The following is a 26,243-nucleotide window of genomic DNA, read 5'->3' on the forward strand; positions in this document are numbered from 1 at the left end:
GGAATAACGGAGGAGATAACCGTGCAACGCGAAGACGTACTGGGACAAGCCCTGCAATTACTTGAGATTCAAGGGATCGCCAGCACCACGCTTGAGATGGTAGCCGACCGTATTGATTATCCTCTGGATGAACTCATGCGCTTCTGGCCGGATAAAGAGGCGCTGCTTTACGATGCCCTGCGTTATCTCAGCCAGCAGGTTGATGTCTGGCGCAGGCAGCTAATGTTAAATGAAGAACTGACTGCGGAGCAAAAGCTGCTGGCGCGTTATACCGCCCTGAGCGAATGCGTAAGCAACAACCGTTATCCGGGTTGCCTGTTTATTGCCGCCTGCACCTTCTACCCTGACCCCGGCCATCCTATCCATCAACTGGCGGATCAGCAAAAGCGGGCGGCGCATGATTTCACGCACGAACTGCTGACCACGCTCGAAGTGGATGACCCGGCGATGGTCGCTAAGCAGATGGAGCTGGTACTGGAAGGTTGCCTGAGCCGTATGCTGGTAAACCGTAGCCAGGCCGATGTGGATACAGCACACCGTCTGGCCGAAGATATCCTGCGTTTTGCACAGTGTCGTATGGGTGGCGCGCTGACGTAATCTGTCTGAAGAATTTGACCTGTTCGGCGCGTAAACCGTCAGATTGCCGCAAAGTTAAGCAGTTGAACGGCTTTTCCCGAAATAGTGTTGACGATCAGGCGCGATTGCGGTTTAATGCGCTCCGTTGCCCGGATAGCTCAGTCGGTAGAGCAGGGGATTGAAAATCCCCGTGTCCTTGGTTCGATTCCGAGTCCGGGCACCACTATTTAAAGAACCCAGCCTATGGCTGGGTTTTTGCTTTCCTGCGTCTGATAAACTCTCCTGTAACCACTCTCTGGTCACATCCTCGTAAACCTGTTCCTGCAGTATTTCATGGCGCTTAAAGTGGTCCTGTGCACGCTAAATTCCGTACTGATCTGAAGTGTTTGGGGGATCCTGAAGGGAGATGATGGGGGTTGGGGTTACCGTATCGTGGCTTCGCCTTGTCTGGCGGCACTCTTTGGGGAATTCAGATGTGTATTTCGCGCCCCAAAGCAAAAAACCCCGCACCATACGGTACGGGGTTCTTTTAATTGATGCCTGGCAGTTCCCTACTCTCACATGGGGAGACCCCACACTACCATCGGCGCTACGGCGTTTCACTTCTGAGTTCGGCATGGGGTCAGGTGGGACCACCGCGCTAAAGCCGCCAGGCAAATTCTGTTATCTGTATCAGCTGAAAATCGTCTCTCATCGCCAAAACATCTTCGGCGTTGTAAGGTTAAGCCTCACGGTTCATTAGTATCGGTTAGCTCAACGCATCGCTGCGCTTACACACCCGACCTATCAACGTCGTAGTCTTCAACGTTCCTTCAGGAGACTTAAAGTCTCAGGGAGAACTCATCTCGGGGCAAGTTTCGTGCTTAGATGCTTTCAGCACTTATCTCTTCCGCATTTAGCTACCGGGCAGTGCCATTGGCATGACAACCCGAACACCAGTGATGCGTCCACTCCGGTCCTCTCGTACTAGGAGCAGCCCCCCTCAATTCTCCAGCGCCCACGGCAGATAGGGACCGAACTGTCTCACGACGTTCTAAACCCAGCTCGCGTACCACTTTAAATGGCGAACAGCCATACCCTTGGGACCTACTTCAGCCCCAGGATGTGATGAGCCGACATCGAGGTGCCAAACACCGCCGTCGATATGAACTCTTGGGCGGTATCAGCCTGTTATCCCCGGAGTACCTTTTATCCGTTGAGCGATGGCCCTTCCATTCAGAACCACCGGATCACTATGACCTGCTTTCGCACCTGCTCGAGCCGTCACTCTCGCAGTCAAGCTAGCTTATGCCATTGCACTAACCTCCTGATGTCCGACCAGGATTAGCTAACCTTCGTGCTCCTCCGTTACTCTTTGGGAGGAGACCGCCCCAGTCAAACTACCCACCAGACACTGTCCGCAACCCGGATTACGGGTCTACGTTAGAACACCAGCCATTAAAGGGTGGTATTTCAAGGTTGGCTCCACGCAGACTGGCGTCCACGCTTCAAAGCCTCCCACCTATCCTACACATCAAGGACCAGTGTTCAGTGTCAAGCTATAGTAAAGGTTCACGGGGTCTTTCCGTCTTGCCGCGGGTACACTGCATCTTCACAGCGAGTTCAATTTCACTGAGTCTCGGGTGGAGACAGCCTGGCCATCATTACGCCATTCGTGCAGGTCGGAACTTACCCGACAAGGAATTTCGCTACCTTAGGACCGTTATAGTTACGGCCGCCGTTTACCGGGGCTTCGATCAAGAGCTTCGCGTTGCCGCTAACCCCATCAATTAACCTTCCGGCACCGGGCAGGCGTCACACCGTATACGTCCACTTTCGTGTTTGCACAGTGCTGTGTTTTTAATAAACAGTTGCAGCCAGCTGGTATCTTCGACTGATTTCAGCTCCACCCGCAGGGGCTTCACCTACATATCAGCGTGCCTTCTCCCGAAGTTACGGCACCATTTTGCCTAGTTCCTTCACCCGAGTTCTCTCAAGCGCCTTGGTATTCTCTACCTGACCACCTGTGTCGGTTTGGGGTACGATTTGATGTTACCTGATGCTTAGAGGCTTTTCCTGGAAGCAGGGCATTTGTTACTTCAGCACCGTAGTGCCTCGTCATCACACCTCAGCGTTAATAAGGTACCGGATTTACCTGGAACCTCCGCCTACATGCTTAAACCGGGACAACCGTCGCCCGGCTAACATAGCCTTCTCCGTCCCCCCTTCGCAGTAACACCAAGTACAGGAATATTAACCTGTTTCCCATCGACTACGCCTTTCGGCCTCGCCTTAGGGGTCGACTCACCCTGCCCCGATTAACGTTGGACAGGAACCCTTGGTCTTCCGGCGAGCGGGCTTTTCACCCGCTTTATCGTTACTTATGTCAGCATTCGCACTTCTGATACCTCCAGCACCCCTCACAGGACACCTTCAACGGCTTACAGAACGCTCCCCTACCCAACAACGCATAAGCGTCGCTGCCGCAGCTTCGGTGCATGGTTTAGCCCCGTTACATCTTCCGCGCAGGCCGACTCGACCAGTGAGCTATTACGCTTTCTTTAAATGATGGCTGCTTCTAAGCCAACATCCTGGCTGTCTGTGCCTTCCCACATCGTTTCCCACTTAACCATGACTTTGGGACCTTAGCTGGCGGTCTGGGTTGTTTCCCTCTTCACGACGGACGTTAGCACCCGCCGTGTGTCTCCCGTGATAACATTCTTCGGTATTCGTAGTTTGCATCGGGTTGGTAAGCCGGGATGGCCCCCTAGCCGAAACAGTGCTCTACCCCCGAAGATGAGTTCACGAGGCGCTACCTAAATAGCTTTCGGGGAGAACCAGCTATCTCCCGGTTTGATTGGCCTTTCACCCCCAGCCACAAGTCATCCGCTAATTTTTCAACATTAGTCGGTTCGGTCCTCCAGTTAGTGTTACCCAACCTTCAACCTGCCCATGGCTAGATCACCGGGTTTCGGGTCTATACCCTGCAACTTAACGCCCAGTTAAGACTCGGTTTCCCTTCGGCTCCCCTATACGGTTAACCTTGCTACAGAATATAAGTCGCTGACCCATTATACAAAAGGTACGCAGTCACCCCATAAAGAGGCTCCCACTGCTTGTACGTACACGGTTTCAGGTTCTTTTTCACTCCCCTCGCCGGGGTTCTTTTCGCCTTTCCCTCACGGTACTGGTTCACTATCGGTCAGTCAGGAGTATTTAGCCTTGGAGGATGGTCCCCCCATATTCAGACAGGATACCACGTGTCCCGCCCTACTCTTCGAGTTCACAGCCTGTGTGCTTTCGTGTACGGGACTGTCACCCTGTACCGTGCGACTTTCCAGACGCTTCCACTAACACACAAGCTGATTCAGACTCTGGGCTGCTCCCCGTTCGCTCGCCGCTACTGGGGGAATCTCGGTTGATTTCTTTTCCTCGGGGTACTTAGATGTTTCAGTTCCCCCGGTTCGCCTCGTTAACCTATGTATTCAGTTAACGATAGTGTGACGGATCACACTGGGTTTCCCCATTCGGACATCGCCGGGTCAAAGGTTCATATCACCTCGCCGGCGCTTTTCGCAGATTAGCACGTCCTTCATCGCCTCTGACTGCCAGGGCATCCACCGTGTACGCTTAGTCGCTTAACCTCACAACCCGAAGATGTTTCTTTCGATTCATCACCGGTTTGCGAAAATTTGAGAGACTCGAACACACATTAACTGTGTGTCGTTTCAATTTTCAGCTTGATCCAGATTTTTAAAGAGCAAATATCTCAAACGTCACCCTAAGATGAGTTTTGAGATATGTCGGCAGGTGACTTTCACTCACGAACCAGCAAGTGGCGTCCCCTAGGGGATTCGAACCCCTGTTACCGCCGTGAAAGGGCGGTGTCCTGGGCCTCTAGACGAAGGGGACACTGAAGTCTCAATCGCAAGACGCCTTGCTATTTACTTTTCATCAGACAATCTGTGTGGACACTACAAAGGCAGGTTCTTTAAGGTAAGGAGGTGATCCAACCGCAGGTTCCCCTACGGTTACCTTGTTACGACTTCACCCCAGTCATGAATCACAAAGTGGTAAGCGCCCTCCCGAAGGTTAAGCTACCTACTTCTTTTGCAACCCACTCCCATGGTGTGACGGGCGGTGTGTACAAGGCCCGGGAACGTATTCACCGTAGCATTCTGATCTACGATTACTAGCGATTCCGACTTCATGGAGTCGAGTTGCAGACTCCAATCCGGACTACGACGCACTTTATGAGGTCCGCTTGCTCTCGCGAGTTCGCTTCTCTTTGTATGCGCCATTGTAGCACGTGTGTAGCCCTACTCGTAAGGGCCATGATGACTTGACGTCATCCCCACCTTCCTCCAGTTTATCACTGGCAGTCTCCTTTGAGTTCCCGGCCGGACCGCTGGCAACAAAGGATAAGGGTTGCGCTCGTTGCGGGACTTAACCCAACATTTCACAACACGAGCTGACGACAGCCATGCAGCACCTGTCTCAGAGTTCCCGAAGGCACCAAAGCATCTCTGCTAAGTTCTCTGGATGTCAAGAGTAGGTAAGGTTCTTCGCGTTGCATCGAATTAAACCACATGCTCCACCGCTTGTGCGGGCCCCCGTCAATTCATTTGAGTTTTAACCTTGCGGCCGTACTCCCCAGGCGGTCGACTTAACGCGTTAGCTCCGGAAGCCACGCCTCAAGGGCACAACCTCCAAGTCGACATCGTTTACGGCGTGGACTACCAGGGTATCTAATCCTGTTTGCTCCCCACGCTTTCGCACCTGAGCGTCAGTCTTTGTCCAGGGGGCCGCCTTCGCCACCGGTATTCCTCCAGATCTCTACGCATTTCACCGCTACACCTGGAATTCTACCCCCCTCTACAAGACTCTAGCCTGCCAGTTTCGAATGCAGTTCCCAGGTTGAGCCCGGGGATTTCACATCCGACTTGACAGACCGCCTGCGTGCGCTTTACGCCCAGTAATTCCGATTAACGCTTGCACCCTCCGTATTACCGCGGCTGCTGGCACGGAGTTAGCCGGTGCTTCTTCTGCGGGTAACGTCAATTGCTGCGGTTATTAACCACAACACCTTCCTCCCCGCTGAAAGTACTTTACAACCCGAAGGCCTTCTTCATACACGCGGCATGGCTGCATCAGGCTTGCGCCCATTGTGCAATATTCCCCACTGCTGCCTCCCGTAGGAGTCTGGACCGTGTCTCAGTTCCAGTGTGGCTGGTCATCCTCTCAGACCAGCTAGGGATCGTCGCCTAGGTGAGCCGTTACCCCACCTACTAGCTAATCCCATCTGGGCACATCTGATGGCAAGAGGCCCGAAGGTCCCCCTCTTTGGTCTTGCGACGTTATGCGGTATTAGCTACCGTTTCCAGTAGTTATCCCCCTCCATCAGGCAGTTTCCCAGACATTACTCACCCGTCCGCCACTCGTCACCCGAGAGCAAGCTCTCTGTGCTACCGTTCGACTTGCATGTGTTAGGCCTGCCGCCAGCGTTCAATCTGAGCCATGATCAAACTCTTCAATTTAAGTTTGATGCTCGTGAATTAAACTTCGTAATGAATTACGTATGTTCACTCAGAGACTTGGTATTCATTTTTCGTCCGAGGACGTTAAGAATCCATGTCACTTTGAGTGCCCACACAGATTGTCTGATAAATTGTTAAAGAGCAGTTGCGACGCGGCTTACAGCTCACCGTCGCGAGGTGGCGTATATTACGCTTTCCTCTTTCAGAGTCAACCCTGAAATTCAGGATTTTTTCTCTTCAACCGACCGGGTTAACTGTGAAGTGATTCACATCCGCCGTGTCGATGGAGGCGCATTATAGGGAGTTCTCTGCAGGCCGCAACCTAAAAGTTGCAAAAAGATGACTGACTGCTGTATTCCCCAGCAAAACCCCGCTTTATACCCTTTTACGCACAGACTTATCCACAATTGAGGCGGGATCTCTGTGCGATCCTACGGATTAACAGGCAAGATCAACTATACTAGCGACAAATATTCCCCCACCAGGCCACCCCATGACCACACAACAACTGACGCGTGACTGGCGCCTTCCTACAGCAGGCATCATGTTGCTGGCGATCCTCTTAGCCGGGTTTACCCTGCATACGCACTGGAACACCTTTCTTCAGTGGTGCCTTGCCACGCAAATTACCCTGCACCGTTATCTGGTGATGTACCTGCTCCAGCTTAACAACCACCAGTACAGCGGCGGGTTATGGCTATTAACCGGCGCCTTCTTCTATGGCGTGTTGCACGCCATCGGGCCGGGGCATGGGAAATTCATTGTGACGACCTACCTCACGACAAATAAAGAAAGCGAACGGGCCGCCCGGGTCGTTCCTTTTCTTGGCAGCCTGATGCAGGGCGTCAGCGCCATTCTCTTTGTCTTTATTCTGGCGGTAGGGTTTAACCTCGCATCGGGGGATATCAGTACCAGCCGCTGGTACGTCGAGAAGATCAGCGCGGTGCTCATCGGTGCATTTGGTGTATTTGTCATTTACCAGGCGCTGAAAAGCCTGCGACCTCGCCGGATGGCTATCTCAGCTATCACGCCCCTTCATCAACATAATGAACACTGTGGTTGTGGTCATCACGGTGTAGGTGCAGATCTGGCGCAAGGCGACTGGAAAACCCGGTTGGGCGTCATACTGGCGATTGGTGCGCGTCCGTGCAGCGGGGCGATCATGATCCTGATGTTTTCAAATGCGCTGGGTATTGTTACCTGGGGGATGGCCGCGGTCATGACCATGTCGCTGGGAACGGCGTTGTCGATTATGGGCCTGTCACTGGCGGTACGTTATGCCCGAGAGCGGACGGTGGCCTGGTTTGGCGGCGGGGCTTCACTCAGCTGGCTGGTTCCGGTCTTTAAAATAGCCGGCGGGATAGTCCTGATCCTGTTCGCGACCGTGCTGTTCCTGACGGTACTCCCCATCAGTGCCAATGGCGATTACATCGCCGCAGGCTGCTAATAAAAGAAAACCCGCCAGCGGCGGGTTTTTTTATTACTCGTTGATTCGTGGATGCTGGTCCACCAGGCGGGAGCGTTTTTGCTGCAGCTCTTCAATCTCTGCATCAATGTCTTCAATCTTCTGCTCTACATTATCGTAGTGTTCGCGCAGGATCTCTTTCGCTTCCTGGATATCAGACGCCGCAGGCGTGGCCCCTTTAAGAGGACGATTCGCCGTCTCCTTCATGGTAATACCGGTAATCAAACCAATCACCGCGATAACCATCAGGTAATAAGCCGGCATCATCAGGTTCTGCGTACTTTCCACCAGCGAGGCGGCAAGCGTCGGGGTCAGACCGGCAATCAGCACCGAGATGTTAAAGGCAGCCGCCAGCGCACTGTACCGAATGTGTGTCGGGAACATCGCAGGCAGCGTCGAGGCCATCACCCCGATAAAGCAGTTAAGGATCACCGCCAGCATCAGCAGACCGGCAAAAATCAGACCCAGCACATTACTGTTAATCAGAATAAAGGCCGGGATTGCCAGGGCAAAAAGCGCGACACTCCCCAGAATAATGAACGGTCGACGGCCAAAGCGGTCACTCAACAGCCCCATAATCGGCTGCACAAACAGCATACCCACCATGATGGCGATAATAATCAGCACACCGTGGTCTTCTGAATAGTGCAGGTTATGCGACAGATAGCTCGGCATGTAGGTCAACAGCATGTAGTAGGTCACGTTCGTGGAGATGACCAGACCAATACAGGTCAGCAGGCTGCGCCAGTGCTTCGTCGCAATCTCTTTAAAGGAGACTTTCGGGCCATCCTGCAGTCCTTCGCGGTCGCCCTGCTCCAGCTTCTCAACGTGCTGCTGAAACGCCGGCGTTTCTTCAAGAGCATGACGCAGGTAAAGACCGATAATCCCTAACGGCAGCGCCAGGAAGAACGGAATACGCCAGCCCCAGGAGAGGAAGTTCTCTTCACCGACGACGGTAGAAATCAGCACCACCACGCCCGCACCCAGGACAAACCCGGCAATCGAGCCGAAGTCCAGCCAGCTTCCCATAAAGCCGCGCTTACGGTCCGGGGAATACTCTGCGACAAAGATAGAGGCACCCGTATACTCACCGCCTACGGAGAAGCCCTGGGCCATCTTACAAAGCAGCAGCAGAATCGGAGCCCAGATGCCGATGCTGGCATAGGACGGTATCAGGCCGATACAGAACGTACTGATCGACATAATGACAATGGTGATAGCAAGGATCTTCTGGCGACCATATTTATCGCCAAGCATACCGAAGAACAGACCACCCAGCGGGCGAATCAGGAAGGGGACGGAGAACGTACCCAGCGCGGCAATCATCTGCAGACTGGGGTCGGCGCCGGGGAAGAACACTTTACCTAACGCATAGGCCACAAAGCCGTAAACACCAAAATCGAACCATTCCATCGCATTACCCAGCGAGGCGGCGGTGATCGCTTTGCGCAGTTTGGCGTCATCAATAATGGTGACGTCGCGAAGCGTGATGGGTTTGATTTTTTTCCTTCTGAGCATAGCTATCCTCGTAGACTCGGCCCTGTCCGTTTCACAGTCCCGTATGCGATCTGTGAACCATGGGATCCGCTCCATGCGAATCGCCTTATTCAAGCGTAGCAGGTTTACTTACATTGACGTTTTACGTCGATACAACCGAACCTGTTGACGCCTGCCTGGGCAGTTAATGACCTTTTTACCCTACCAGCGTTTATATTTGTGATCAACTTCACACATATATTTATGTTACGTCAGCTGGCTGCAGTTTTTGTCAATTAGCGCAAATCTGCACGTTCTCAATCGCCATAAAAACACATCCTCACACACGTCATTATTTCCCGGACAACGGAAAATGAAACCCCATTACTTCACATCAGATTTACATAAATTCTAACCCTCCGCCGCGCGTTTAAAACGTTTACGTCAATATGTGATGCAGATAACTAAAACACTGTTTTATTTTAATTGAATCATCATTCCAATGATCGCATGATAATTCCGAATACCACGTTCCCGGTGCTGTGGCACCGCGTTTACCAGGATCGCTTTTTTAGTTTTATTGCATGGGTAATGACACCATCGAACCCAAAGACATTCAATTCATTGAATTTATTGATTTATTTTAGTTTTTGCCGCCCGCCATGCGGGATACGATTTGAGGGTTATCTATGAAGATTAAAGCCACGATTGAACGCATACCGGGCGGTATGATGCTAGTTCCGCTTGTACTGGGCGCTATCCTGAATACCCTGGCTCCTGAAACCGGCGCTTATTTTGGCGGGTTCACAAAAGGGATGATTACGGGCACCGTTCCCATTCTGGCCGTCTGGTTCTTTTGTATCGGCGCCTCAATTAATTTACGGGCAACAGGCACCGTATTACGGAAATCCGGCACGCTGGTGATTACGAAAATTGCCGTGGCCTGGGTAGTGGCAATGATCTGTGCGATGTTCATTCCGGAGAATGGAATTCAGACCGGATTCTTCGCCGGATTATCGGTTCTGGCAATTGTCTCTGCGATGGATATGACCAACGGCGGTTTGTATGCCAGCCTGATGAACCAGTACGGCACCAAAGAAGAGTCAGGTGCATTTGTCCTGATGTCTCTGGAGTCCGGTCCGCTGATGACCATGCTGATTCTGGGCTCTGCTGGCCTGGCGTCCTTTGAACCCCACCACTTTATCGGCGCGATCCTGCCCTTCCTGATCGGTTTTGCTCTGGGTAACCTGGATCACGATCTGCGTGATTTCTTCAGCAAAGCCACGCCGGTGCTGATCCCGTTCTTCGGTTTTGCGCTGGGTAACACCATCAACCTGAATGTCATCCTCGATACGGGTCTGCTGGGTATCGTGCTGGGCGTGGCGGTGATCATCATCACCGGTATTCCGCTGATTATTGCCGACCGGGTCATTGGGGGAGGAAACGGAACGGCGGGGATCGCCGCCTCTTCTGCCGCAGGTGCAGCCGTGGCCAACCCGGTGATCATTGCGCAGATTAACCCGGCTTTTGAACCGGTGGCCGCGTCCGCGACGGCACTGGTTGCAGCCAGCGTGATTGTGACCGCGATTCTGGTTCCCATCATCACCGCACTGTACGCAAAACGTGTCGGACATGTTGCTGAGGTTCAGACAGAGCCTAAGCCTGTTGAAACACACCACTAACCGGTGCTCCCCCTCCCGGTGAGAGGGGGATTTCAGCCACCAAAAATCTCTTCCACCATCCCATCCACAAGCCGTTTTGCCGAGCACAGCCTCGGCATACCCAGCGCGACAGTGTGCCAGCTTTGCGTCACCGACCAGCTCACCGGATGGTTATCCGCCTGACACCAGTCGCCCAGCCAGCCGAGCATGTCTTTATGATCTATCAATCCCGGCGACGCGGGCGTTGTCAGCCACTGATGGTAGAAATGGCGGGTGGAAGGAGAAGCGTTGATGCCCTGCGCAAGATAGTTTGCCGCCATACTGCGTAAGTTATCCTTGAGCATCGCCGCCACGTCTTCATTCGCCAGGCGACAGGCATCACCAAATGCACCCCAGCGCAGCTCTTCCAGGACGACATAGCAACGCCCGGCCAGCGACCAGCCATCGTAGTGACCGGCTCGCCAGCGGGTAAAAATTTGTTCACTGTGCTCACCCGCCTGCACCGTCAGCCCTCGCTGGGAGAGCGCCTTCTCTTTATAGGCGGCTCGTTGCGTAAAATGAGCGGAAAGCTCAGCGTACTGCTGAATCAGGCCGGGCGATTGCTGGGCCCGCGGGTTAGTCTGCTGACGCAGCGCAATCAATTTGTCTGCCATCAGCGTCAGCGCAAGGTGCCCGGGGTCAAGCATACCGGCCAGCTTTTCCGCCAGCCCCAGGCGCAGCGCCGCATTTTCATTAAGCATACCCGCCATCGCCCAGGGCCGTAGCCGGGTATGCGTCATGATCTCCTGGGTCAAACGCTCACGAAACTGCAGCTGTTGTGGTCCCGGGTGGGGATGACGCGCCGCGTCTACCCCCTGAACCAGATCGACCATAAATTTTGGATGAATACACTCCAGCGTTCGCCCGGGGCCGTCCAGTAGTTGTGTTGTCATGGTTGTTCTGCCGCGAATAGGGTTTGAATATCATCGCGTAACAGTCGGGTATCTTCCTGTATCCACGTCGCAGTCGTGATACTTTGCTTTAACAGCTGGCTGAGCGCTCGGGTCGAATGCTCATTTTGCTGACGTACTGCGAGGCTATCACGCAAACTTTCCTGTAACCCGGTCAGGCATAACGAAAATTCCGCAAAGAACGTTGCCATCCCCGCCGTAACAGAGACATCGACCTGGGCGGTCAAAGCTTTACGGATTTGTTCACAGAACTGGTCGATATGCTGCTTGAATTTTTCATGCAGCTGTTCAATATCAATGACATAGCGTGTGCGTGCGACAACATAATCTTCCCAGCCCCAGCCCGGGTTATTCAGCCAGCGAGAGACGGTTTCACGCATGCTCGCGGCGCCCGCTGGCTGGCCTGCCGGGCGGTGGTCCTGCGCAATCGCATCGTTAAACAGGGCCCGGGTGTTGAAGTTAAGTTGATGCGCCTGAAACGCCGGGAAGCTTATCCGCGCGCGAAAACCCGCATGGCTGAGTTGTTCTTTAATACGCGTTTCGATTGGCCGCATAGCTTCATTCAGCGAGCGCGCCAGCGTCGACTCCAGTTGATCGAAGCGTAACGCCAGCTCCCGGCCGATCTTCGTCTGCGCATCCAGCATGATCAGCTCGCAGGAGGAGCGGATTTTACTCAGCGCAATTTGCGCCTGCCCTTCATCATCCAGTACCAGCTGTTTCAGCGCCTGCGGCTCGTCACGGCGAAGATCCCGCGGTTCGATGCCCGCCAGGTCGAGAACAGAGCGGGCGCTAAACACATGGCTAATCGCCTGCTGGAGTGAAGTATTCTGCGACATCATAAAGTCAGCGGTGGCGTTAAGCGCCTGCTCCACTTCATGCTTCACTTCGTCGCTCACCACGCGCTGACGCGTATGCAGCAGAGCCATGTCCTCTTCCAGACGCGCGATATTCAATTCCAGCGCCTCAAAAGCGACCGTCAGCCCCTGGTAGCGGAAGTCCAGGTACTCCCGGGCATTTTGGGCGTAGTTAAGCAGCTTATGCGACGCCGAACGCAGGGCGAAGAGCGATGCATTGGCATAGGCGGCATAAATAAGCTTGCGGATCGGCTGTTCAAATAACGAATCTTCCCACAGCAAATCGGCAGCATGACGAATATGGTCGATGTCGTCCAAATCCTCCGTACGCCAGCGGCGTCCCAACGCGGCTTCGGCAAAATCCTGAACCCAGCGCTGCTCCTTGTGATCCGGTAGCTGACCGTGGGTAGTCATCTCATAACGGGCGCGGTTCGCCAGATACGCCCACATCGACGAAACGGGATAAATTTGCCCCGGCGAAATATTCCCTTTCATTAAGGTGCCGGAGATCATCGCTTTAACCTGTTCTTCATCGTCGCTGTTACGATCTTTCTGATCGAATTTATTGACCAGCGCATACAGCGGCACCGATTTACCGGCGACTGAAATGGCCTGCCGGACCTCTTGATCGGAAATCGATTTGAGCTGGGTGTAATCCATCACCGCCAGCACCGCCGACGCGCGTGATAACTGCTCGCTCAGCATTTTTTGCAGATGCGGTTGCCCGGCCTCATTCGGCCCGGGGGTATCAAGCAGCGTCAGTTGCCCAAGGTGGGCATCCAGACCCGCGAGATGCACGAACTCCACTTCAATCACCGGAATGTGTTCGATGGACGCATATTCAACGAACGGAAACTCGACGCCCAACGCCTGTGAGAGCCTCACCAGGTCGTTAAGGCTTTTCAGACAATGAAATATCGGCTGCGCACCAAGGTGATGCTTCTCGAAAGCCTCACCATTTTCAATTCTTTCCAGCAGCGTAATCATGTCCTTATCAATTTCCAGACGCTGCGCCAGCTTCCCGCGATCGTAATCGCAGAGCTTTTTCTGTAACAGGAGGATTAATTCATCGATAGGAGAGACGTGAGCAAAATGGAGCACCGGCTCTTTCTGACCCGGCGTATGACGGATCAATGTCGGAAGCGCCGTCATCGGTCGGTTGCGGTTCGGCAACACTTCGGTTCCGACAATGGCATTAATGGTGGTCGATTTCCCCGCTTTCATGGTGCCCACAATTGCCAGCACCATTTCCAGACGGGTTATTTTCCGTAATTCATTATTCAGCATAGCCTGCTGGGCTTCGACACCCCGCGCACTAAAATGCAAAGGTAAGACGTTGTTCTTTTCACCGGTAATGGCTGCGGCGGTGCTTTCCAGCTTCGCCGTCGGCATTGATTTCAACGTATCAAGATTTTGCAGGGCGAGCTGTAACAAACGCTCTGCTTCCTGGCTTAATTCAAAAATGGTCTGTGTGTGCATGATAAAAGCCTTTCCTTAACGCAAATTTATTACTTTTATTAAGCCACTGGTTTTAATTATGTTGTTCAGGCTTATATGATCACGTGTGGAAAACATGTTCACCGAAATATAACTGATTGAAGATAATCAGAAATAAATCGCTATCCTTGCATGGCGTGTAAAGCTTCCCCTCTGGCATGACAGCCAAAAGATAAAAGCCTGGCCCATTTTTAAGAAACTTCAGGATATATCATCATTATTTACCCACCTAAAAAGAGAGGTAATGCGTCACCGCCATAAGATATGGATGACGGGGAAGTCAGGAGATAAATAACAATGTGTCGCTTCACCTTATCCGAAATGGAGGTGCGTAGCAATTTGCTGCAATAAAATATTCGATATATTTACTGCCATTTCTTTCCACCGTGTTAATGCCGTAAGCATCGCTTAACTGACTGACAGGAAATGTCACTGGCGACACGCTTTTTGCTTTTTTTTTAAATAGAATATCACCGACAACGGTGTGGATTTGCGTTATACTTGCCCCCTTTTTCGGCACCCAGCCGTCATTTTGCTGGCACTTTCCAGCGTGTTACGCACTTTTTGAGGATACCCTTATGCAACTCCCACACTGCCCGAAATGCAATTCTGAATACACCTATGAAGATAATGGCATGTTCATCTGCCCGGAATGCGCTCACGAATGGAATGACGCCGAGCCGTCGCACGATACTGATACGCTTGTTGTAAAAGATGCGAACGGTAATCTGCTGGCTGATGGCGACAGCGTCACCGTGATTAAAGATTTGAAGGTTAAAGGCAGCTCTTCCATGCTGAAGATCGGCACTAAAGTGAAGAATATCCGTCTGGTAGAAGGCGACCATAATATTGACTGCAAAATTGACGGCTTTGGCCCGATGAAACTGAAATCAGAGTTTGTGAAAAAGAACTGATTTACCCGCCCGGTGGTGCTTCGCTTACCGGGCTGGCGAGAACTACACTTAACGGGCTCTTCTTACGTGAGGTATAGATTATGCCGTTAAGTCCCTACATCTCTTTCGCCGGTAACTGTGCCGAGGCCTCCGCCTTTTATCAGCACGCCGTCGGCGCAGAGCTCCTCTATAAAATCACCTTCGGTGAAATGCCAAAAGGCGACAGCAGCGAAGAAGGCTGTCCGTCTGGCATGCAGTTTCCGGATTCGGCGATCGCCCACTCGAATGTTCGCATTGCGGGCAGCGATATCATGATGAGTGATGGGCAGCCGCCCGGCAGCAAAGCACAGTATGCCGGGTTCACGCTGGTGCTGGACACCCAGGACGTGGCGGAAGGCAAACGCTGGTTCGACAATCTGGCCGCGGAAGGCCATATCGAAATGGCCTGGCAGGAGACCTTCTGGGCGCACGGTTTCGGTAAAGTCACCGACAAATACGGCGTGCCGTGGATGATTAACGTCGTTAAGCAACAGCAGTGATCTTCTGGCGGTGGGCAGTCTGCCCCCGCCTGTCATCAAACTCCCCTCAACTCTTCAAACTCCCGCAACCGAGACTTAACCCAAATGTCATATTGATGCGCCAGCATGAGGCCACATTTATTGTGAGGCCCAGCATATGCAAACTGTTATCCGCGTCGAGAAACTGAGCAAGACCTTTCATCACAACAAGGCCCTGCATGCCGTTGATCTGACCGTCCAGCAGGGCGAAATGGTGGCGCTCCTGGGGCCATCCGGCTCTGGTAAATCCACCCTTATGCGTCATTTAAGCGGCCTTATCACCTGTGATAAGACCTCAGAAAGCCACGTCGAGCTGCTGGGCAACACCGTGCAGCGTGCAGGACGCCTGGCGCGGGATATCCGCAAAAGCCGCGCCCAGACGGGCTATATCTTCCAGCAGTTCAACCTGGTCAATCGCCTGACGGTACTGGAGAACGTGCTGATTGGCGCGCTCGGCAGCACCCCGTTCTGGCGTACCTGTCTGCGCTGGTTCTCCCCCTCTCAAAAGCAGGAAGCGTTGCAGGCGCTGACCCGCGTCGGAATGGCGCATTTCGCCCACCAGCGCGTCGCCACCCTGTCCGGTGGACAGCAGCAGCGCGTGGCTATCGCCCGTGCCCTGATGCAAAAAGCGCAAATCATTCTTGCCGATGAACCCATTGCCTCGCTGGACCCGGAATCGGCTCGCATCGTGATGGAAACCCTGCGCGACATCAACCTCAACGACGGCATCACCGTGGTGGTGACGCTGCACCAGGTGGACTACGCCCTGCGCTATTGCGAGCGCATCGTCGCGTTGCGTCAGGGGCATGTGTTCTTTGATGGCCCAAGCCATCAGTTTGATAACGACCGTTTCGACCATCTCTACCGCAGCATTAACCGCGTCGAAGAGAACGCGCAGGCTGCTTAATTAAAACCGATCCGAGGAAAGTACATGAGCTACAAAGCCGTTGCCGCGCTGGCGTTTACCAGCATGTTCAGCATAAGCACTCTGTTAAGCCCTGCGTACGCCCAGGAGCAGGAAAAAGCGCTGAACTTTGGCATTATTTCGACGGAATCACAGCAGAACCTGAAACCTCAGTGGGAACCGTTCCTGAAAGATATGGAAACCAAACTGGGGATCAAAGTGAACGCCTTCTTCGCCCCGGACTATGCGGGCATCATCCAGGGGATGCGCTTTAACAAAGTCGACATCGCCTGGTACGGCAACCTCTCCGCCATGGAAGCGGTGGATCGCGCGAACGGCCAGGTCTTTGCCCAGACCGTTGCCGCAGATGGCTCTCCGGGTTACTGGAGCGTGCTGATCGTCAATAAAGACAGCCCTATTAACAACCTGAACGACATGCTCGCCAAACGTAAAGAGCTGACGTTTGGTAACGGCGATCCCAACTCCACCTCAGGTTTCCTGGTGCCGGGCTATTACGTCTTTGCTAAAAACAACGCCTCTGCCAGCGAGTTTAAGCGCACCGTGAACGCCAGCCATGAAACCAACGCGCTGGCCGTGGCCAATAAGCAGGTGGATGTCGCCACGAATAACACCGAGAACCTCGACAAGCTGAAAACCTCGGCACCGGACAAGCTGAAAGCGCTGAAGGTTATCTGGAAATCCCCTCTGATCCCGGGCGACCCCATTGTCTGGCGCAAAAACCTGTCTGAGACCACCAAAGACAAGGTGTACGACTTCTTTATGAATTACGGCAAAACGCCGGAAGAAAAAACGGTTCTGGAACGCCTGGGCTGGGCACCTTTCCGCCCGTCAAGCGACCTGCAGCTGGTCCCGATTCGCCAGCTGGCGCTGTTTAAAGAGATGCAGGGCGTGAAGGACAACAAGGGCCTGAAGGAGGAGGAGAAGAGCAGCAAAGTGGCTGCGATTCAGGCTCAGCTCGAAGACCTTGACCGCCTGACCGCGGCGCTCGGCGCCATGAGCAGCGTGAATAAAGCGGTGCAATAACGCTTACCGCCCTCTCCCGGTGGGAGAGGGCATTCAGACCAAAGGGGCACACATGCAAACCATCACCCTCCCACCGCCGAAACGCAGCTGGTTCTCGCTTTTTAGCTGGGCCATTTTGCTTGCGGTGCTCGTTATCTCCTGGCAGGGCGCGGAAATGGATCCGCTGCTGCTGTTTAAAGATGCCGGCAATATGGCCACTTTTGCCGCCGACTTCTTCCCGCCTGATTTCAGCCAGTGGCAGGATTACCTCAGCGAAATGGCGGTCACTCTGCAAATCGCCGTCTGGGGCACCGCCCTGGCCGTCATCCTTTCTGTTCCGTTCGGCCTGATGAGCGCCGAGAACATCGTTCCGTGGTGGATTTACCAGCCGATGCGTCGCCTGATGGACGCCTGCCGCGCCATCAACGAAATGGTCTTTGCCATGCTGTTCGTGGTGGCCGTCGGCCTGGGTCCGTTCGCCGGGGTGATGGCGCTGTTTATTCATACCACCGGCGTGCTCTCCAAGCTGCTCTCCGAAGCGGTGGAAGCTATCGAGCCGGGCCCGGTCGAAGGGATCCGCGCAACGGGCGCCAACAAAATTGAAGAGATTCTCTTCGGCGTACTGCCCCAGGTGATGCCGCTGCTGATCTCCTACTCCCTGTACCGTTTCGAATCCAACGTTCGTTCCGCCACCGTCGTCGGCATGGTGGGCGCAGGCGGTATTGGCGTCACGCTGTGGGAAGCGATTCGCGGGTTCCAGTTCCAGCAAACCTGCGCCCTGATGGTGCTCATTATCATCACCGTCAGCCTGCTGGATTTTATGTCTCAACGTTTGCGTAAGCACTTCATCTGAGAAGCGAGGCTTTGATTTGTATGCACTTATCCAGACATCCGACCAGTTACCCTACCCGCTGGCAAGAGATAGCGGCAAAGCTCGAGGTGGAACTTCGCACCCACTACCGCTGCGGAGACTACCTGCCTGCCGAGCAGCAGCTTGCCGACCGCTATGAAGTGAACCGACACACGCTGCGCCGCGCCATTGATCAGCTGGTCGAGCGCGGCTGGGTGCAGCGCCGTCAGGGCGTCGGCGTGCTGGTGTTGATGCGCCCGTTTGACTATCCGCTCAATGCGCAGGCGCGTTTTAGCCAGAACCTGCTGGATCAGGGCAGCCACCCGACCAGCGAAAAACTGCTGTCGGTGCTGCGCCCGGCCTCAAGCCACGTCGCGGACGCGCTGGGCATTCAGGAGGGCGACAATGTCATCCACCTGCGTACCCTGCGTCGGGTCAACGGCGTGGCGGTGTGCCAGATAGACCACTACTTCGCCGACCTGGCGCTGTGGCCGGTGCTGCAAAATTTCTCCAGCGGCTCGCTGCATGATTTTCTTCAGGATGCCACGGGCATCTCGCTTAAACGTACCCAGACGCGCATCAGCGCCCGCCGCGCGCAGGCCAAAGAGAGCAAAGTGCTGGAGATCCCCAACATGGCTCCGCTGCTCTGCGTACGTACCCTCAACCACCGTGACGGCGAAATAGACGCGACGGAATACTCCGTCAGCCTGACCCGCGCCGACATGATCGAATTCACCATGGAGCACTGAATGCATTTCGACACCTCCACCCGCCAGCGCTGGATGGGCGTACTGGCGCACAGCCAGCCCGCTGCGCTTTCGGACCGCATGCAGGCGCTGAATCTGACGCCGGAATATGACCTCATCCGCGCGCCGGAAATCGGTCTGGTGCAGATCCAGGCGCGTATGGGCGGTACCGGTGAGCGCTTCTTCGCCGGCGATGCCACCCTCACCCGCGCAGTGATCCGCCTGAACAGCGGCACGCTGGGCTACAGCTACGTGCTCGGGCGCGACAAACCACACGCCGAACGCTGCGCGGTGATTGACGCCCTGTTACAGGAACACCCTCATTTCCAGACCCTGATGGAAACCCTTATTGCCCCGCTGGAAGCCGACCGTGCTGCACTGATTGCCGCCCGCCAGGCCCAGATAAACACCAGCCGGGTCGACTTCTTTACGCTCGTTCGCGGAGATAACGCATGACGCTTCAACCCGCTTTTACCCTGGCCGTCCAGGATGCCCAACAAAGTTTTCGTCGCCTGCTGAAAGCCATGAGCGAGCCGGGCGTCATCGTCTCGCTGCATCAGCTCTCTCAGGGCTGGCTGCCGCTGAATCTGGCGACCACCAGCGTACTGCTGACGCTCGCCGACAACGACACCCCGGTGTGGCTCTCTGGCGCGTTATCGAATGATATCGCCAGCCAGAACCTGCGCTTTCACACCAACGCCCCGCTGGTTGAACAACCCCGGCAGGCGGTGTTTGCCGTGGCCGACGAGCAAATCAGCCACGAGCAGCTTAATGCCCTGAGCGAAGGAAGCGCGGTGGCACCGGAGACCAGCGCCACGCTGATTTTGCAGGTATCAAGCCTGAGCGGTGGCCGCATGCTGCGCCTCACGGGGGCGGGTATTGCCGAAGAGCGCATGGTCGCGCCACAGCTGCCGGAGTGCATCATTCATGAACTGACCGAACGCCCGCACCCGTTCCCGCTCGGTATTGACCTGATCCTCACCTGCGGAGAACGCCTGCTGGCCATCCCTCGTACCACTCATGTGGAGGTGTGCTGATGTACGTTGCCGTCAAAGGGGGCGAGAAAGCTATCGCCGCCGCCCATGCCTTGCAGGCGCACAGACGACGGGGTGATGACGCGCTTCCCGAGCTCAGCGTCACCCAGATTGAGCAGCAGCTCAATCTGGCCGTCGACCGGGTAATGACTGAAGGCGGCGTCGCTGATCGCGAACTGGCGGCGCTGGCGCTGAAACAGGCCAGCGGCGACAACGTCGAAGCCATCTTCCTGCTGCGCGCTTATCGCACCACACTGGCGAAACTGGCGGTGAGCGAACCGATCAATACGGCAGAAATGCGTCTGGAACGTCGTATTTCAGCGGTCTATAAAGACATCCCCGGTGGCCAGCTGCTTGGGCCCACCTATGACTACACCCACCGTCTGCTGGATTTCACCCTGCTGGCGAACGGCGAAACGCCCCAGCTGAGCACCTCGGATGCAGAGCAGATTCCCTCCCCGCACGTTTTTAGCCTGCTGGCGAAACAGGGTCTGGCGAAGGCCGAAGACGATACTGGCGCGCAACCTGACGACATCACCCGCACGCCGCCGGTTTACCCCTGTTCACGCTCGTCGCGCCTGCAGCAGCTGATGCGCGGCGACGAGGGGTATTTACTGGCGCTGGCCTACTCCACCCAGCGTGGCTACGGCCGCAACCATCCGTTCGCGGCGGAAATTCGTAGCGGCTACCTTAACGTCGAGATCGTGCCCGAAGAGCTGGGTTTTGCGGTGAACGTCGGCGAACTGCTCATGACCGAATGCGAAATGGTGAATGGATTTGTCGCCCCCGAGAACGAGGCCCCGCATTTTACCCGCGGTTATGGGCTGGTGTTCGGCATGAGTGAGCGCAAGGCAATGGCGATGGCGCTGGTCGACCGTGCCCTGCAGGCACCGGACTACGGCGAAGCAGTCTCCGGCCCGGCGCAGGACGAGGAGTTCGTGCTGGCCCATGCGGATAACGTCGAGGCCGCGGGCTTCGTTTCCCACCTCAAGCTACCGCACTACGTCGATTTCCAGGCCGAACTGGAACTGCTGAAACGCCTGCAACGGGAGCGCGCACATGACTAACTTAAGCGGCTACAACTTTGCTTATCTGGATGAACAAACCAAACGCATGATCCGCCGCGCCATTTTGAAAGCGGTGGCCATCCCCGGTTATCAGGTGCCGTTCGGCGGTCGCGAAATGCCCATGCCATACGGCTGGGGTACCGGCGGCATTCAGCTGACCGCCAGCGTCATTGGCGAGTCGGACGTGCTGAAGGTCATCGACCAGGGGGCTGATGACACCACCAACGCCGTGTCGATTCGCCAGTTCTTTCAACGCGTGACGGGCGTCAATACCACCGAAAAAACCGAAGATGCGACGCTGATCCAGACCCGTCACCGCATTCCGGAAACGCCGCTGACGGAAGATCAGATTTTGATTTTTCAGGTGCCTATTCCGGAGCCCCTGCGCTTTATCGAGCCGCGTGAAACGGAAACCCGCACCATGCACGCCCTGGAAGAGTACGGCGTCATGCAGGTGAAGTTGTATGAGGATATCGCCCGCTTCGGCCATATCGCCACAACCTACGCCTATCCGGTCAAGGTCAATGGACGCTACGTGATGGACCCGTCCCCCATCCCCAAATTCGACAACCCGAAGATGGACATGATGCCTGCCCTGCAGCTGTTTGGTGCCGGGCGTGAAAAACGCATCTACGCCGTACCGCCTTACACCCGCGTGGAGAGTCTCGATTTCGACGACCACCCGTTTACGGTGCAGGAGTGGGACGAGCCGTGCGCCATTTGCGGCTCAAAACACAGCTATCTGGACGAAGTGGTGCTGGATGACACGGGCAAACGGATGTTTGTCTGCTCCGACACCGACTTCTGCCGCCAACAGAGCGAGGCGAAAAGCCAATGAAACCGCTGCTTTCGGTTAATAACCTGACCCACCTTTACGCGCCGGGCAAAGGCTTCAGCGGCGTCTCGTTTGAGCTGTGGCCGGGCGAGGTGCTGGGCATTGTCGGCGAGTCCGGCTCGGGCAAAACCACCCTGCTGAAATCTATCTCTGCACGACTGACGCCGCAAAAGGGCGACATTTTATATGAGGGCCGGTCGCTGTACGGCATGAGCGAGGCCGAACGCCGTCGCCTGCTGCGCACCGAATGGGGCGTGGTGCATCAACATCCCATGGACGGCCTGCGCCGGCAGGTCTCGGCCGGAGGCAATATCGGTGAAAGGCTGATGGCCACCGGCGCACGCCATTACGGCAACATCCGCGCCACGGCACAGCAATGGCTGAGCGATGTGGAGATCCCCACCTCGCGCATTGATGACCTGCCCACCACCTTCTCCGGCGGTATGCAGCAGCGCCTGCAGATTGCCCGCAATCTCGTCACTCACCCGAAGCTGGTGTTTATGGATGAACCCACCGGTGGGCTGGACGTCTCCGTTCAGGCGCGTCTGCTCGACCTGCTGCGCGGCCTGGTGGTGGAACTGAACCTGGCCGTGGTGATTGTCACCCATGATTTAGGCGTTGCCCGCCTGCTGGCGGACCGTCTTCTGGTGATGAAGCAGGGTCAGGTGGTGGAAAGTGGGCTGACCGACCGCGTACTCGACGATCCCCACCATCCGTACACCCAACTGCTGGTGTCATCGGTATTACAGAATTAAGAGGCCCCCATGATCCGCGTAGAAAATGTCAGTAAGACCTTTGTGCTCCACCAGCAAAACGGCGTGCGCCTGCCGGTCCTGCACAGCGCCTCTCTGGAGGTTAGCAAGGGTGAATGCGTGGTGTTGCACGGCCATTCCGGCAGCGGCAAATCGACGCTGCTGCGCTCCCTGTACGCCAACTATCTGCCGGACGAAGGCCACATCTATATTCGTCATGGCAATGAATGGGTCGATCTGGTGCAGGCGCCGGCGCGTAAGGTGCTGGACGTGCGCCGCTCGACGATCGGCTGGGTCAGCCAGTTTTTGCGGGTGATCCCACGGATCTCCGCCCTGGACGTGGTCATGCAGCCGCTGCTGGACCTGGGCGTTCCGCGCGAGACCTGCGCCGCGAAAGCCGCCGGCCTGCTCACGCGCCTGAACGTGCCGGAACACCTCTGGCACCTTGCCCCGTCGACCTTTTCCGGTGGCGAGCAGCAGCGGGTGAATATCGCCCGCGGGTTTATCGTCGACTACCCGATTTTACTGCTTGATGAACCCACTGCCTCGCTCGACAGCAAGAACAGCGCGGCGGTGGTTGAACTGATCGAACAGGCCAAAGCACGCGGCGCGGCGATCGTGGGGATCTTCCACGACGACACCGTTCGCTCCCGCGTCGCAGACAGGCTGCACCCGATGGGGACGCTCGCATGATCGTGAATAACGTAAAGCTGGTGCTGGAAAATGAAGTCGTTGATGGCTCGATTGAGATCCAGGCCGGAGAGATCCGCGCCTTTGCGGAAACCCAGAGCCGCGCCCCGGAAGCGATGGACGGTGAAGGAGGCTGGCTGCTGCCAGGTCTTATCGAACTGCACACCGATAATCTGGATAAATTCTTTACCCCGCGTCCGAAAGTCGACTGGCCTGCCCATTCCGCGATGAGCAGCCATGACGCGCTGATGGTCGCCAGCGGCATCACCACCGTGCTGGACGCCGTAGCGATTGGCGACGTGCGCGACGGCGGCGACCGTCTGGAAAACCTCGAGAAGATGATCAACGCCGTGGAAGAGACGCAAAAACGCGGCCTTAACCGCGCCGAGCATCGTCTGCACCTGCGGTGTGAACTCCCGCATCACACCACTCTGCCGCTGTTTGAAAAGCTGGTGGACCGCGAACCGGTCTCACTGGTCTCGTTGATGGACCACTCGCCGGGGCAGCGTCAGTTCGCCAGAATAGAGAAATACCGCGAGTATTATCAGGGAAAATACTCGCTGACCAACGAGGAAATGGCGCGTTATGAAGAGGAACAGCGACAGCTTGCGGCACAGTGGTCTCAACCAAACCGGCTCTCCATTGCCGCCATGTGTCGGGATCGCAACATTGCCTTAGCCAGCCATGATGATGCGACGCATGAACATGTGCGCGAATCACACCAGCTTGGCAGCGTAATCGCTGAATTTCCCACCACGTTTGAGGCAGCAGAAGCCTCCCGCACCCACGGCATGAACGTCCTGATGGGGGCGCCGAATATCGTGCGCGGCGGCTCACACTCCGGCAACGTGGCGGCAAGCGCGCTCGCGTCGCTAGGTCTGCTGGATATCCTCTCGTCCGACTACTACCCCGCCAGCCTGCTGGACGCCGCCTTCCGGGTCGCGGCTGACGAAAACAATCGCTTTACGCTGCCGCAGGCGATTCGTCTGGTAACGAAAAACCCGGCAACGGCACTCAATCTTCACGATCGTGGAGAGATAGCTGAAGGTAAACGGGCGGATCTGGTGCTGGTTCACCGTAAGGGCGAGCACATCCATATCGACCACGTCTGGCGTCAGGGAAAACGGGTGTTCTGATGGGAAGACTAATCTGGCTAATGGGGCCGTCAGGCTCTGGTAAGGACAGCCTGCTGTCCGCGTTACGGCAGCGGGAACATCCCCAGCTTCTGGTTGCGCACCGCTATATCACCCGTGCGGCGAATGCCGGGAGTGAGAACCATATCGCCCTGAGCGAGCCGGAATTTTTCACGCGCGCCGGGCAAAATCTGCTGGCGCTCAGCTGGCACGCCAACGGTTATTACTACGGGATAGGCATCGAGACAGACCTGTGGCTGCACGCCGGGTTCGACGTGCTGGTCAACGGCTCACGCGCGCACCTTCAACAAGCGCGCGCCCGCTATGAAGCAGCGCTGTTGCCGGTCTGTCTGCAGGTCTCGCCTGATGTGCTGCGCAGCCGGTTGCAGAGCCGGGGTCGCGAAAACGCCAAAGAGATCGAGCAGCGGCTTGAACGTGCGGCGCGCTATACCCCATCGAACTGTCATATCCTCAATAACGACGGAAGTTTGCTACAGTCAGTCGATAACTTTTTAACGCTTATCCGTCAGAAGGAGAAACAGCATGCCTGACTGCCAGCTTCGCCCCGCCACTGCCGACGATGCGCAGATTGTTTATGCGCTGATTTGCGAACTCAAGCAGAGTGAGTTTGATCATCAGGCGTTCCACGCCGGGTATCTTGCCAATCTGCAGGACCACAATATGCGCTACCAGCTGGCTGAACTAAACGGCCAGGTGGTGGGCATGATTGGCCTGCATATGCAGTTTCACCTGCACCACGCCAGATGGATTGGCGAGATCCAGGAGCTGGTGGTCATGCCGCAGGCGCGCGGTCTCAGGGTGGGCAGCCAGCTGTTGGCCTGGGCGGAGAACGTGGCGCGGCAGGCGGGCGCTGAACTGACAGAGCTATCCACCAGCGTGAAGCGCCTGGACGCTCACCGTTTTTATGCGCGTGAAGGGTATACGCAGAGCCATTTTCGTTTCACCAAACTGTTGTAGAGGTGCACGATGAGTCTGACGATTACGTTAACGGGAACCGGTAGCGCTCAGCTGGTGCCGGTGTTTGGCTGCGACTGCGCCGCGTGTCGCCGGGCGCGTCTGCAGGATAACCATCGCCGTCGCCCCTGTAGCGCGGTAGTCAAATTCAACGATGCGGTAACGCTGCTGGACGCCGGTATCCCGCACCTGATGGACGACTGGCCAGCAGGCAGCTTTCAGCAGTTTTTACTGACCCACTACCATATGGATCACGTCCAGGGGCTGTTCCCCCTGCGCTGGGGCGTCGGTGCCCCTGTTCCGGTGTACGGTCCGCCAGACGAGTCGGGGTGTGACGACCTGTTTAAACACCCGGGGATTCTGGATTTCAGCCATACGGTAGAGCCGTTTGTGGTGTTTGAACTGCAGGGCCTGCGGGTCACGCCGCTGCCGCTGAATCACTCGAAAATCACCTTTGGCTACCTGCTGGAGTCCGCCCACAGCCGCGTGGCCTGGCTCTCCGATACCGCCGGATTACCCGATAAAACGGTAAAATTCCTGCTCAATAACCGGCCGCAGGCGATGATCATCGACTGCAGCCACGAGCCGCGTGACGAAACGCCGCGCAACCATTGCGATCTGAATACGGTTATTGCCTTAAATGAGATCATCGGCTGTCCGCAGGTGATCCTGACCCATATCAGTCATCAGTTCGACGTATGGATGATGGATAACCCGCTACCCGACGGGTTCGAGGCGGGATATGACGGAATGACGTTGTTGCTGGATTAGGTCACTCCCTCTCTGAAT

General features: G+C 55.7%; 22 protein-coding genes, 2 tRNA genes and 3 rRNA genes. 20 read left to right on the top strand and 7 right to left on the bottom strand.

Annotation, left to right across the window (positions count from 1 at the left end; translation table 11 throughout):
* Positions 1-21: 21 nt before the first annotated feature.
* Positions 22-597, top strand: coding sequence for a transcriptional regulator (locus AM410_RS05080; RefSeq protein WP_020882970.1), 576 nt, complete (start codon positions 22-24; stop codon positions 595-597).
* A gap of 126 nt (positions 598-723) precedes the next feature.
* Positions 724-799, top strand: a tRNA-Phe gene (locus tag AM410_RS05085).
* A gap of 315 nt (positions 800-1,114) precedes the next feature.
* Here the strand turns inward: AM410_RS05085 and rrf are convergent.
* The 4 genes from rrf to AM410_RS05105 all read right to left on the bottom strand — a co-directional run bounded on the left by rrf (position 1,115) and on the right by AM410_RS05105 (position 6,092).
* A 5S ribosomal RNA gene (rrf, locus tag AM410_RS05090) occupies positions 1,115-1,230 on the bottom strand.
* Positions 1,231-1,293: 63 nt separating this feature from the next.
* Positions 1,294-4,199: ribosomal RNA gene (locus tag AM410_RS05095) — 23S ribosomal RNA — on the bottom strand.
* 192 nt (positions 4,200-4,391) lie between these two features.
* Positions 4,392-4,467 (bottom strand) — tRNA-Glu (locus AM410_RS05100).
* Between the two features lie 85 nt (positions 4,468-4,552).
* Positions 4,553-6,092 (bottom strand): 16S ribosomal RNA (locus tag AM410_RS05105).
* The 16S, 23S and 5S rRNA genes sit together here with 1 tRNA gene alongside, the layout of an rRNA operon.
* A 493-nt stretch (positions 6,093-6,585) precedes the next feature.
* Here AM410_RS05105 and AM410_RS05110 point away from each other — a divergent pair.
* Entirely contained in the window at positions 6,586-7,539 is a 954-nt protein-coding gene (locus AM410_RS05110; RefSeq protein WP_025206367.1) for a nickel/cobalt transporter, read from the top strand.
* A gap of 33 nt (positions 7,540-7,572) precedes the next feature.
* Here the strand turns inward: AM410_RS05110 and proP are convergent, their stop codons facing one another.
* On the bottom strand, positions 7,573-9,075 hold the full coding sequence (gene proP / locus AM410_RS05115) for a glycine betaine/L-proline transporter ProP (protein WP_020882807.1): 1,503 nt from the start codon (positions 9,073-9,075) through the stop codon (positions 7,573-7,575).
* Positions 9,076-9,722: 647 nt separating this feature from the next.
* Here proP and kdgT point away from each other — a divergent pair.
* A complete protein-coding gene (gene kdgT, locus AM410_RS05120) occupies positions 9,723-10,715 on the top strand; it encodes a 2-keto-3-deoxygluconate transporter (RefSeq protein WP_014168273.1) in 993 nt (330 codons plus the stop codon).
* Positions 10,716-10,747: 32 nt separating this feature from the next.
* Here kdgT and AM410_RS05125 read toward each other — a convergent pair whose 3' ends face one another.
* Positions 10,748-11,626: a diguanylate cyclase regulator RdcB family protein gene (locus AM410_RS05125; RefSeq protein ID WP_014168272.1), complete on the bottom strand. Its 879-nt coding sequence runs from the start codon at positions 11,624-11,626 to the stop codon at positions 10,748-10,750.
* On the bottom strand, positions 11,623-13,977 hold the full coding sequence (gene crfC, locus AM410_RS05130; protein ID WP_108647602.1) for a clamp-binding protein CrfC: 2,355 nt from the start codon (positions 13,975-13,977) through the stop codon (positions 11,623-11,625). Before crfC ends, AM410_RS05125 begins: the two co-directional genes overlap by 4 nt.
* A gap of 596 nt (positions 13,978-14,573) precedes the next feature.
* Between crfC and AM410_RS05135 the strand changes: the two genes are divergently transcribed.
* The 16 genes from AM410_RS05135 (at position 14,574) to phnP (ending at position 26,225) form a co-directional block, all read left to right on the top strand.
* Positions 14,574-14,909, top strand: a complete 336-nt coding sequence (locus AM410_RS05135; protein ID WP_020882810.1) for a zinc ribbon domain-containing protein YjdM — start codon at positions 14,574-14,576, stop codon at positions 14,907-14,909.
* Between the two features lie 80 nt (positions 14,910-14,989).
* The gene (yjdN, locus tag AM410_RS05140; protein WP_014168269.1) at positions 14,990-15,427 is read left to right on the top strand and encodes a VOC family metalloprotein YjdN; all 438 of its coding nucleotides are present in this window, start codon (positions 14,990-14,992) and stop codon (positions 15,425-15,427) included.
* Between the two features lie 136 nt (positions 15,428-15,563).
* The gene (gene phnC / locus AM410_RS05145; RefSeq protein ID WP_108647604.1) at positions 15,564-16,352 is read left to right on the top strand and encodes a phosphonate ABC transporter ATP-binding protein; all 789 of its coding nucleotides are present in this window, start codon (positions 15,564-15,566) and stop codon (positions 16,350-16,352) included.
* A 24-nt stretch (positions 16,353-16,376) separates the two neighbouring features.
* Positions 16,377-17,393, top strand: coding sequence for a phosphonate ABC transporter substrate-binding protein (gene phnD / locus AM410_RS05150; RefSeq protein ID WP_014168267.1), 1,017 nt, complete (start codon positions 16,377-16,379; stop codon positions 17,391-17,393).
* A gap of 52 nt (positions 17,394-17,445) precedes the next feature.
* Positions 17,446-18,225 carry a phosphonate ABC transporter, permease protein PhnE gene (gene phnE, locus AM410_RS05155; protein ID WP_025206369.1) on the top strand — a complete coding sequence of 260 codons (780 nt, stop codon included), beginning with the start codon at positions 17,446-17,448 and terminating at the stop codon, positions 18,223-18,225.
* 20 nt (positions 18,226-18,245) lie between these two features.
* Entirely contained in the window at positions 18,246-18,971 is a 726-nt protein-coding gene (gene phnF / locus AM410_RS05160; RefSeq protein WP_025206370.1) for a phosphonate metabolism transcriptional regulator PhnF, read from the top strand.
* Positions 18,972-19,424: a phosphonate C-P lyase system protein PhnG gene (phnG, locus tag AM410_RS05165; protein WP_047355928.1), complete on the top strand. Its 453-nt coding sequence runs from the start codon at positions 18,972-18,974 to the stop codon at positions 19,422-19,424.
* Positions 19,421-20,005, top strand: a complete 585-nt coding sequence (gene phnH / locus AM410_RS05170) for a phosphonate C-P lyase system protein PhnH (RefSeq protein WP_014168263.1) — start codon at positions 19,421-19,423, stop codon at positions 20,003-20,005. The genes phnG and phnH overlap by 4 nt, the downstream gene beginning before the upstream one ends.
* A complete protein-coding gene (locus AM410_RS05175; RefSeq protein WP_108647606.1) occupies positions 20,005-21,069 on the top strand; it encodes a carbon-phosphorus lyase complex subunit PhnI in 1,065 nt (354 codons plus the stop codon). The genes phnH and AM410_RS05175 overlap by 1 nt, the downstream gene beginning before the upstream one ends.
* Positions 21,062-21,907 (top strand): alpha-D-ribose 1-methylphosphonate 5-phosphate C-P-lyase PhnJ, encoded by an 846-nt coding sequence (gene phnJ / locus AM410_RS05180; protein ID WP_014168261.1) that lies wholly within the window; start codon positions 21,062-21,064, stop codon positions 21,905-21,907. Before AM410_RS05175 ends, phnJ begins: the two co-directional genes overlap by 8 nt.
* Complete coding sequence (phnK, locus tag AM410_RS05185) at positions 21,904-22,659, top strand: phosphonate C-P lyase system protein PhnK (RefSeq protein WP_014168260.1); 756 nt, start codon at positions 21,904-21,906, stop codon at positions 22,657-22,659. Before phnJ ends, phnK begins: the two co-directional genes overlap by 4 nt.
* A 9-nt stretch (positions 22,660-22,668) precedes the next feature.
* On the top strand, positions 22,669-23,349 hold the full coding sequence (gene phnL, locus AM410_RS05190; RefSeq protein WP_020882817.1) for a phosphonate C-P lyase system protein PhnL: 681 nt from the start codon (positions 22,669-22,671) through the stop codon (positions 23,347-23,349).
* A complete protein-coding gene (gene phnM, locus AM410_RS05195) occupies positions 23,346-24,482 on the top strand; it encodes an alpha-D-ribose 1-methylphosphonate 5-triphosphate diphosphatase (protein WP_108647608.1) in 1,137 nt (378 codons plus the stop codon). The genes phnL and phnM overlap by 4 nt, the downstream gene beginning before the upstream one ends.
* The gene (phnN, locus tag AM410_RS05200; protein WP_040018699.1) at positions 24,479-25,030 is read left to right on the top strand and encodes a ribose 1,5-bisphosphokinase; all 552 of its coding nucleotides are present in this window, start codon (positions 24,479-24,481) and stop codon (positions 25,028-25,030) included. The genes phnM and phnN overlap by 4 nt, the downstream gene beginning before the upstream one ends.
* Complete coding sequence (gene phnO / locus AM410_RS05205; RefSeq protein ID WP_014168256.1) at positions 25,023-25,457, top strand: aminoalkylphosphonate N-acetyltransferase; 435 nt, start codon at positions 25,023-25,025, stop codon at positions 25,455-25,457. Before phnN ends, phnO begins: the two co-directional genes overlap by 8 nt.
* A 9-nt stretch (positions 25,458-25,466) precedes the next feature.
* Positions 25,467-26,225, top strand: a complete 759-nt coding sequence (gene phnP, locus AM410_RS05210; RefSeq protein ID WP_014168255.1) for a phosphonate metabolism protein PhnP — start codon at positions 25,467-25,469, stop codon at positions 26,223-26,225.
* Positions 26,226-26,243: the final 18 nt, after the last annotated feature.

Origin of the sequence: Enterobacter cloacae complex sp. FDA-CDC-AR_0164 (assembly GCF_003071645.1) — a bacterium.
Classification (GTDB): Bacteria; Pseudomonadota; Gammaproteobacteria; order Enterobacterales; family Enterobacteriaceae; genus Enterobacter; species Enterobacter ludwigii.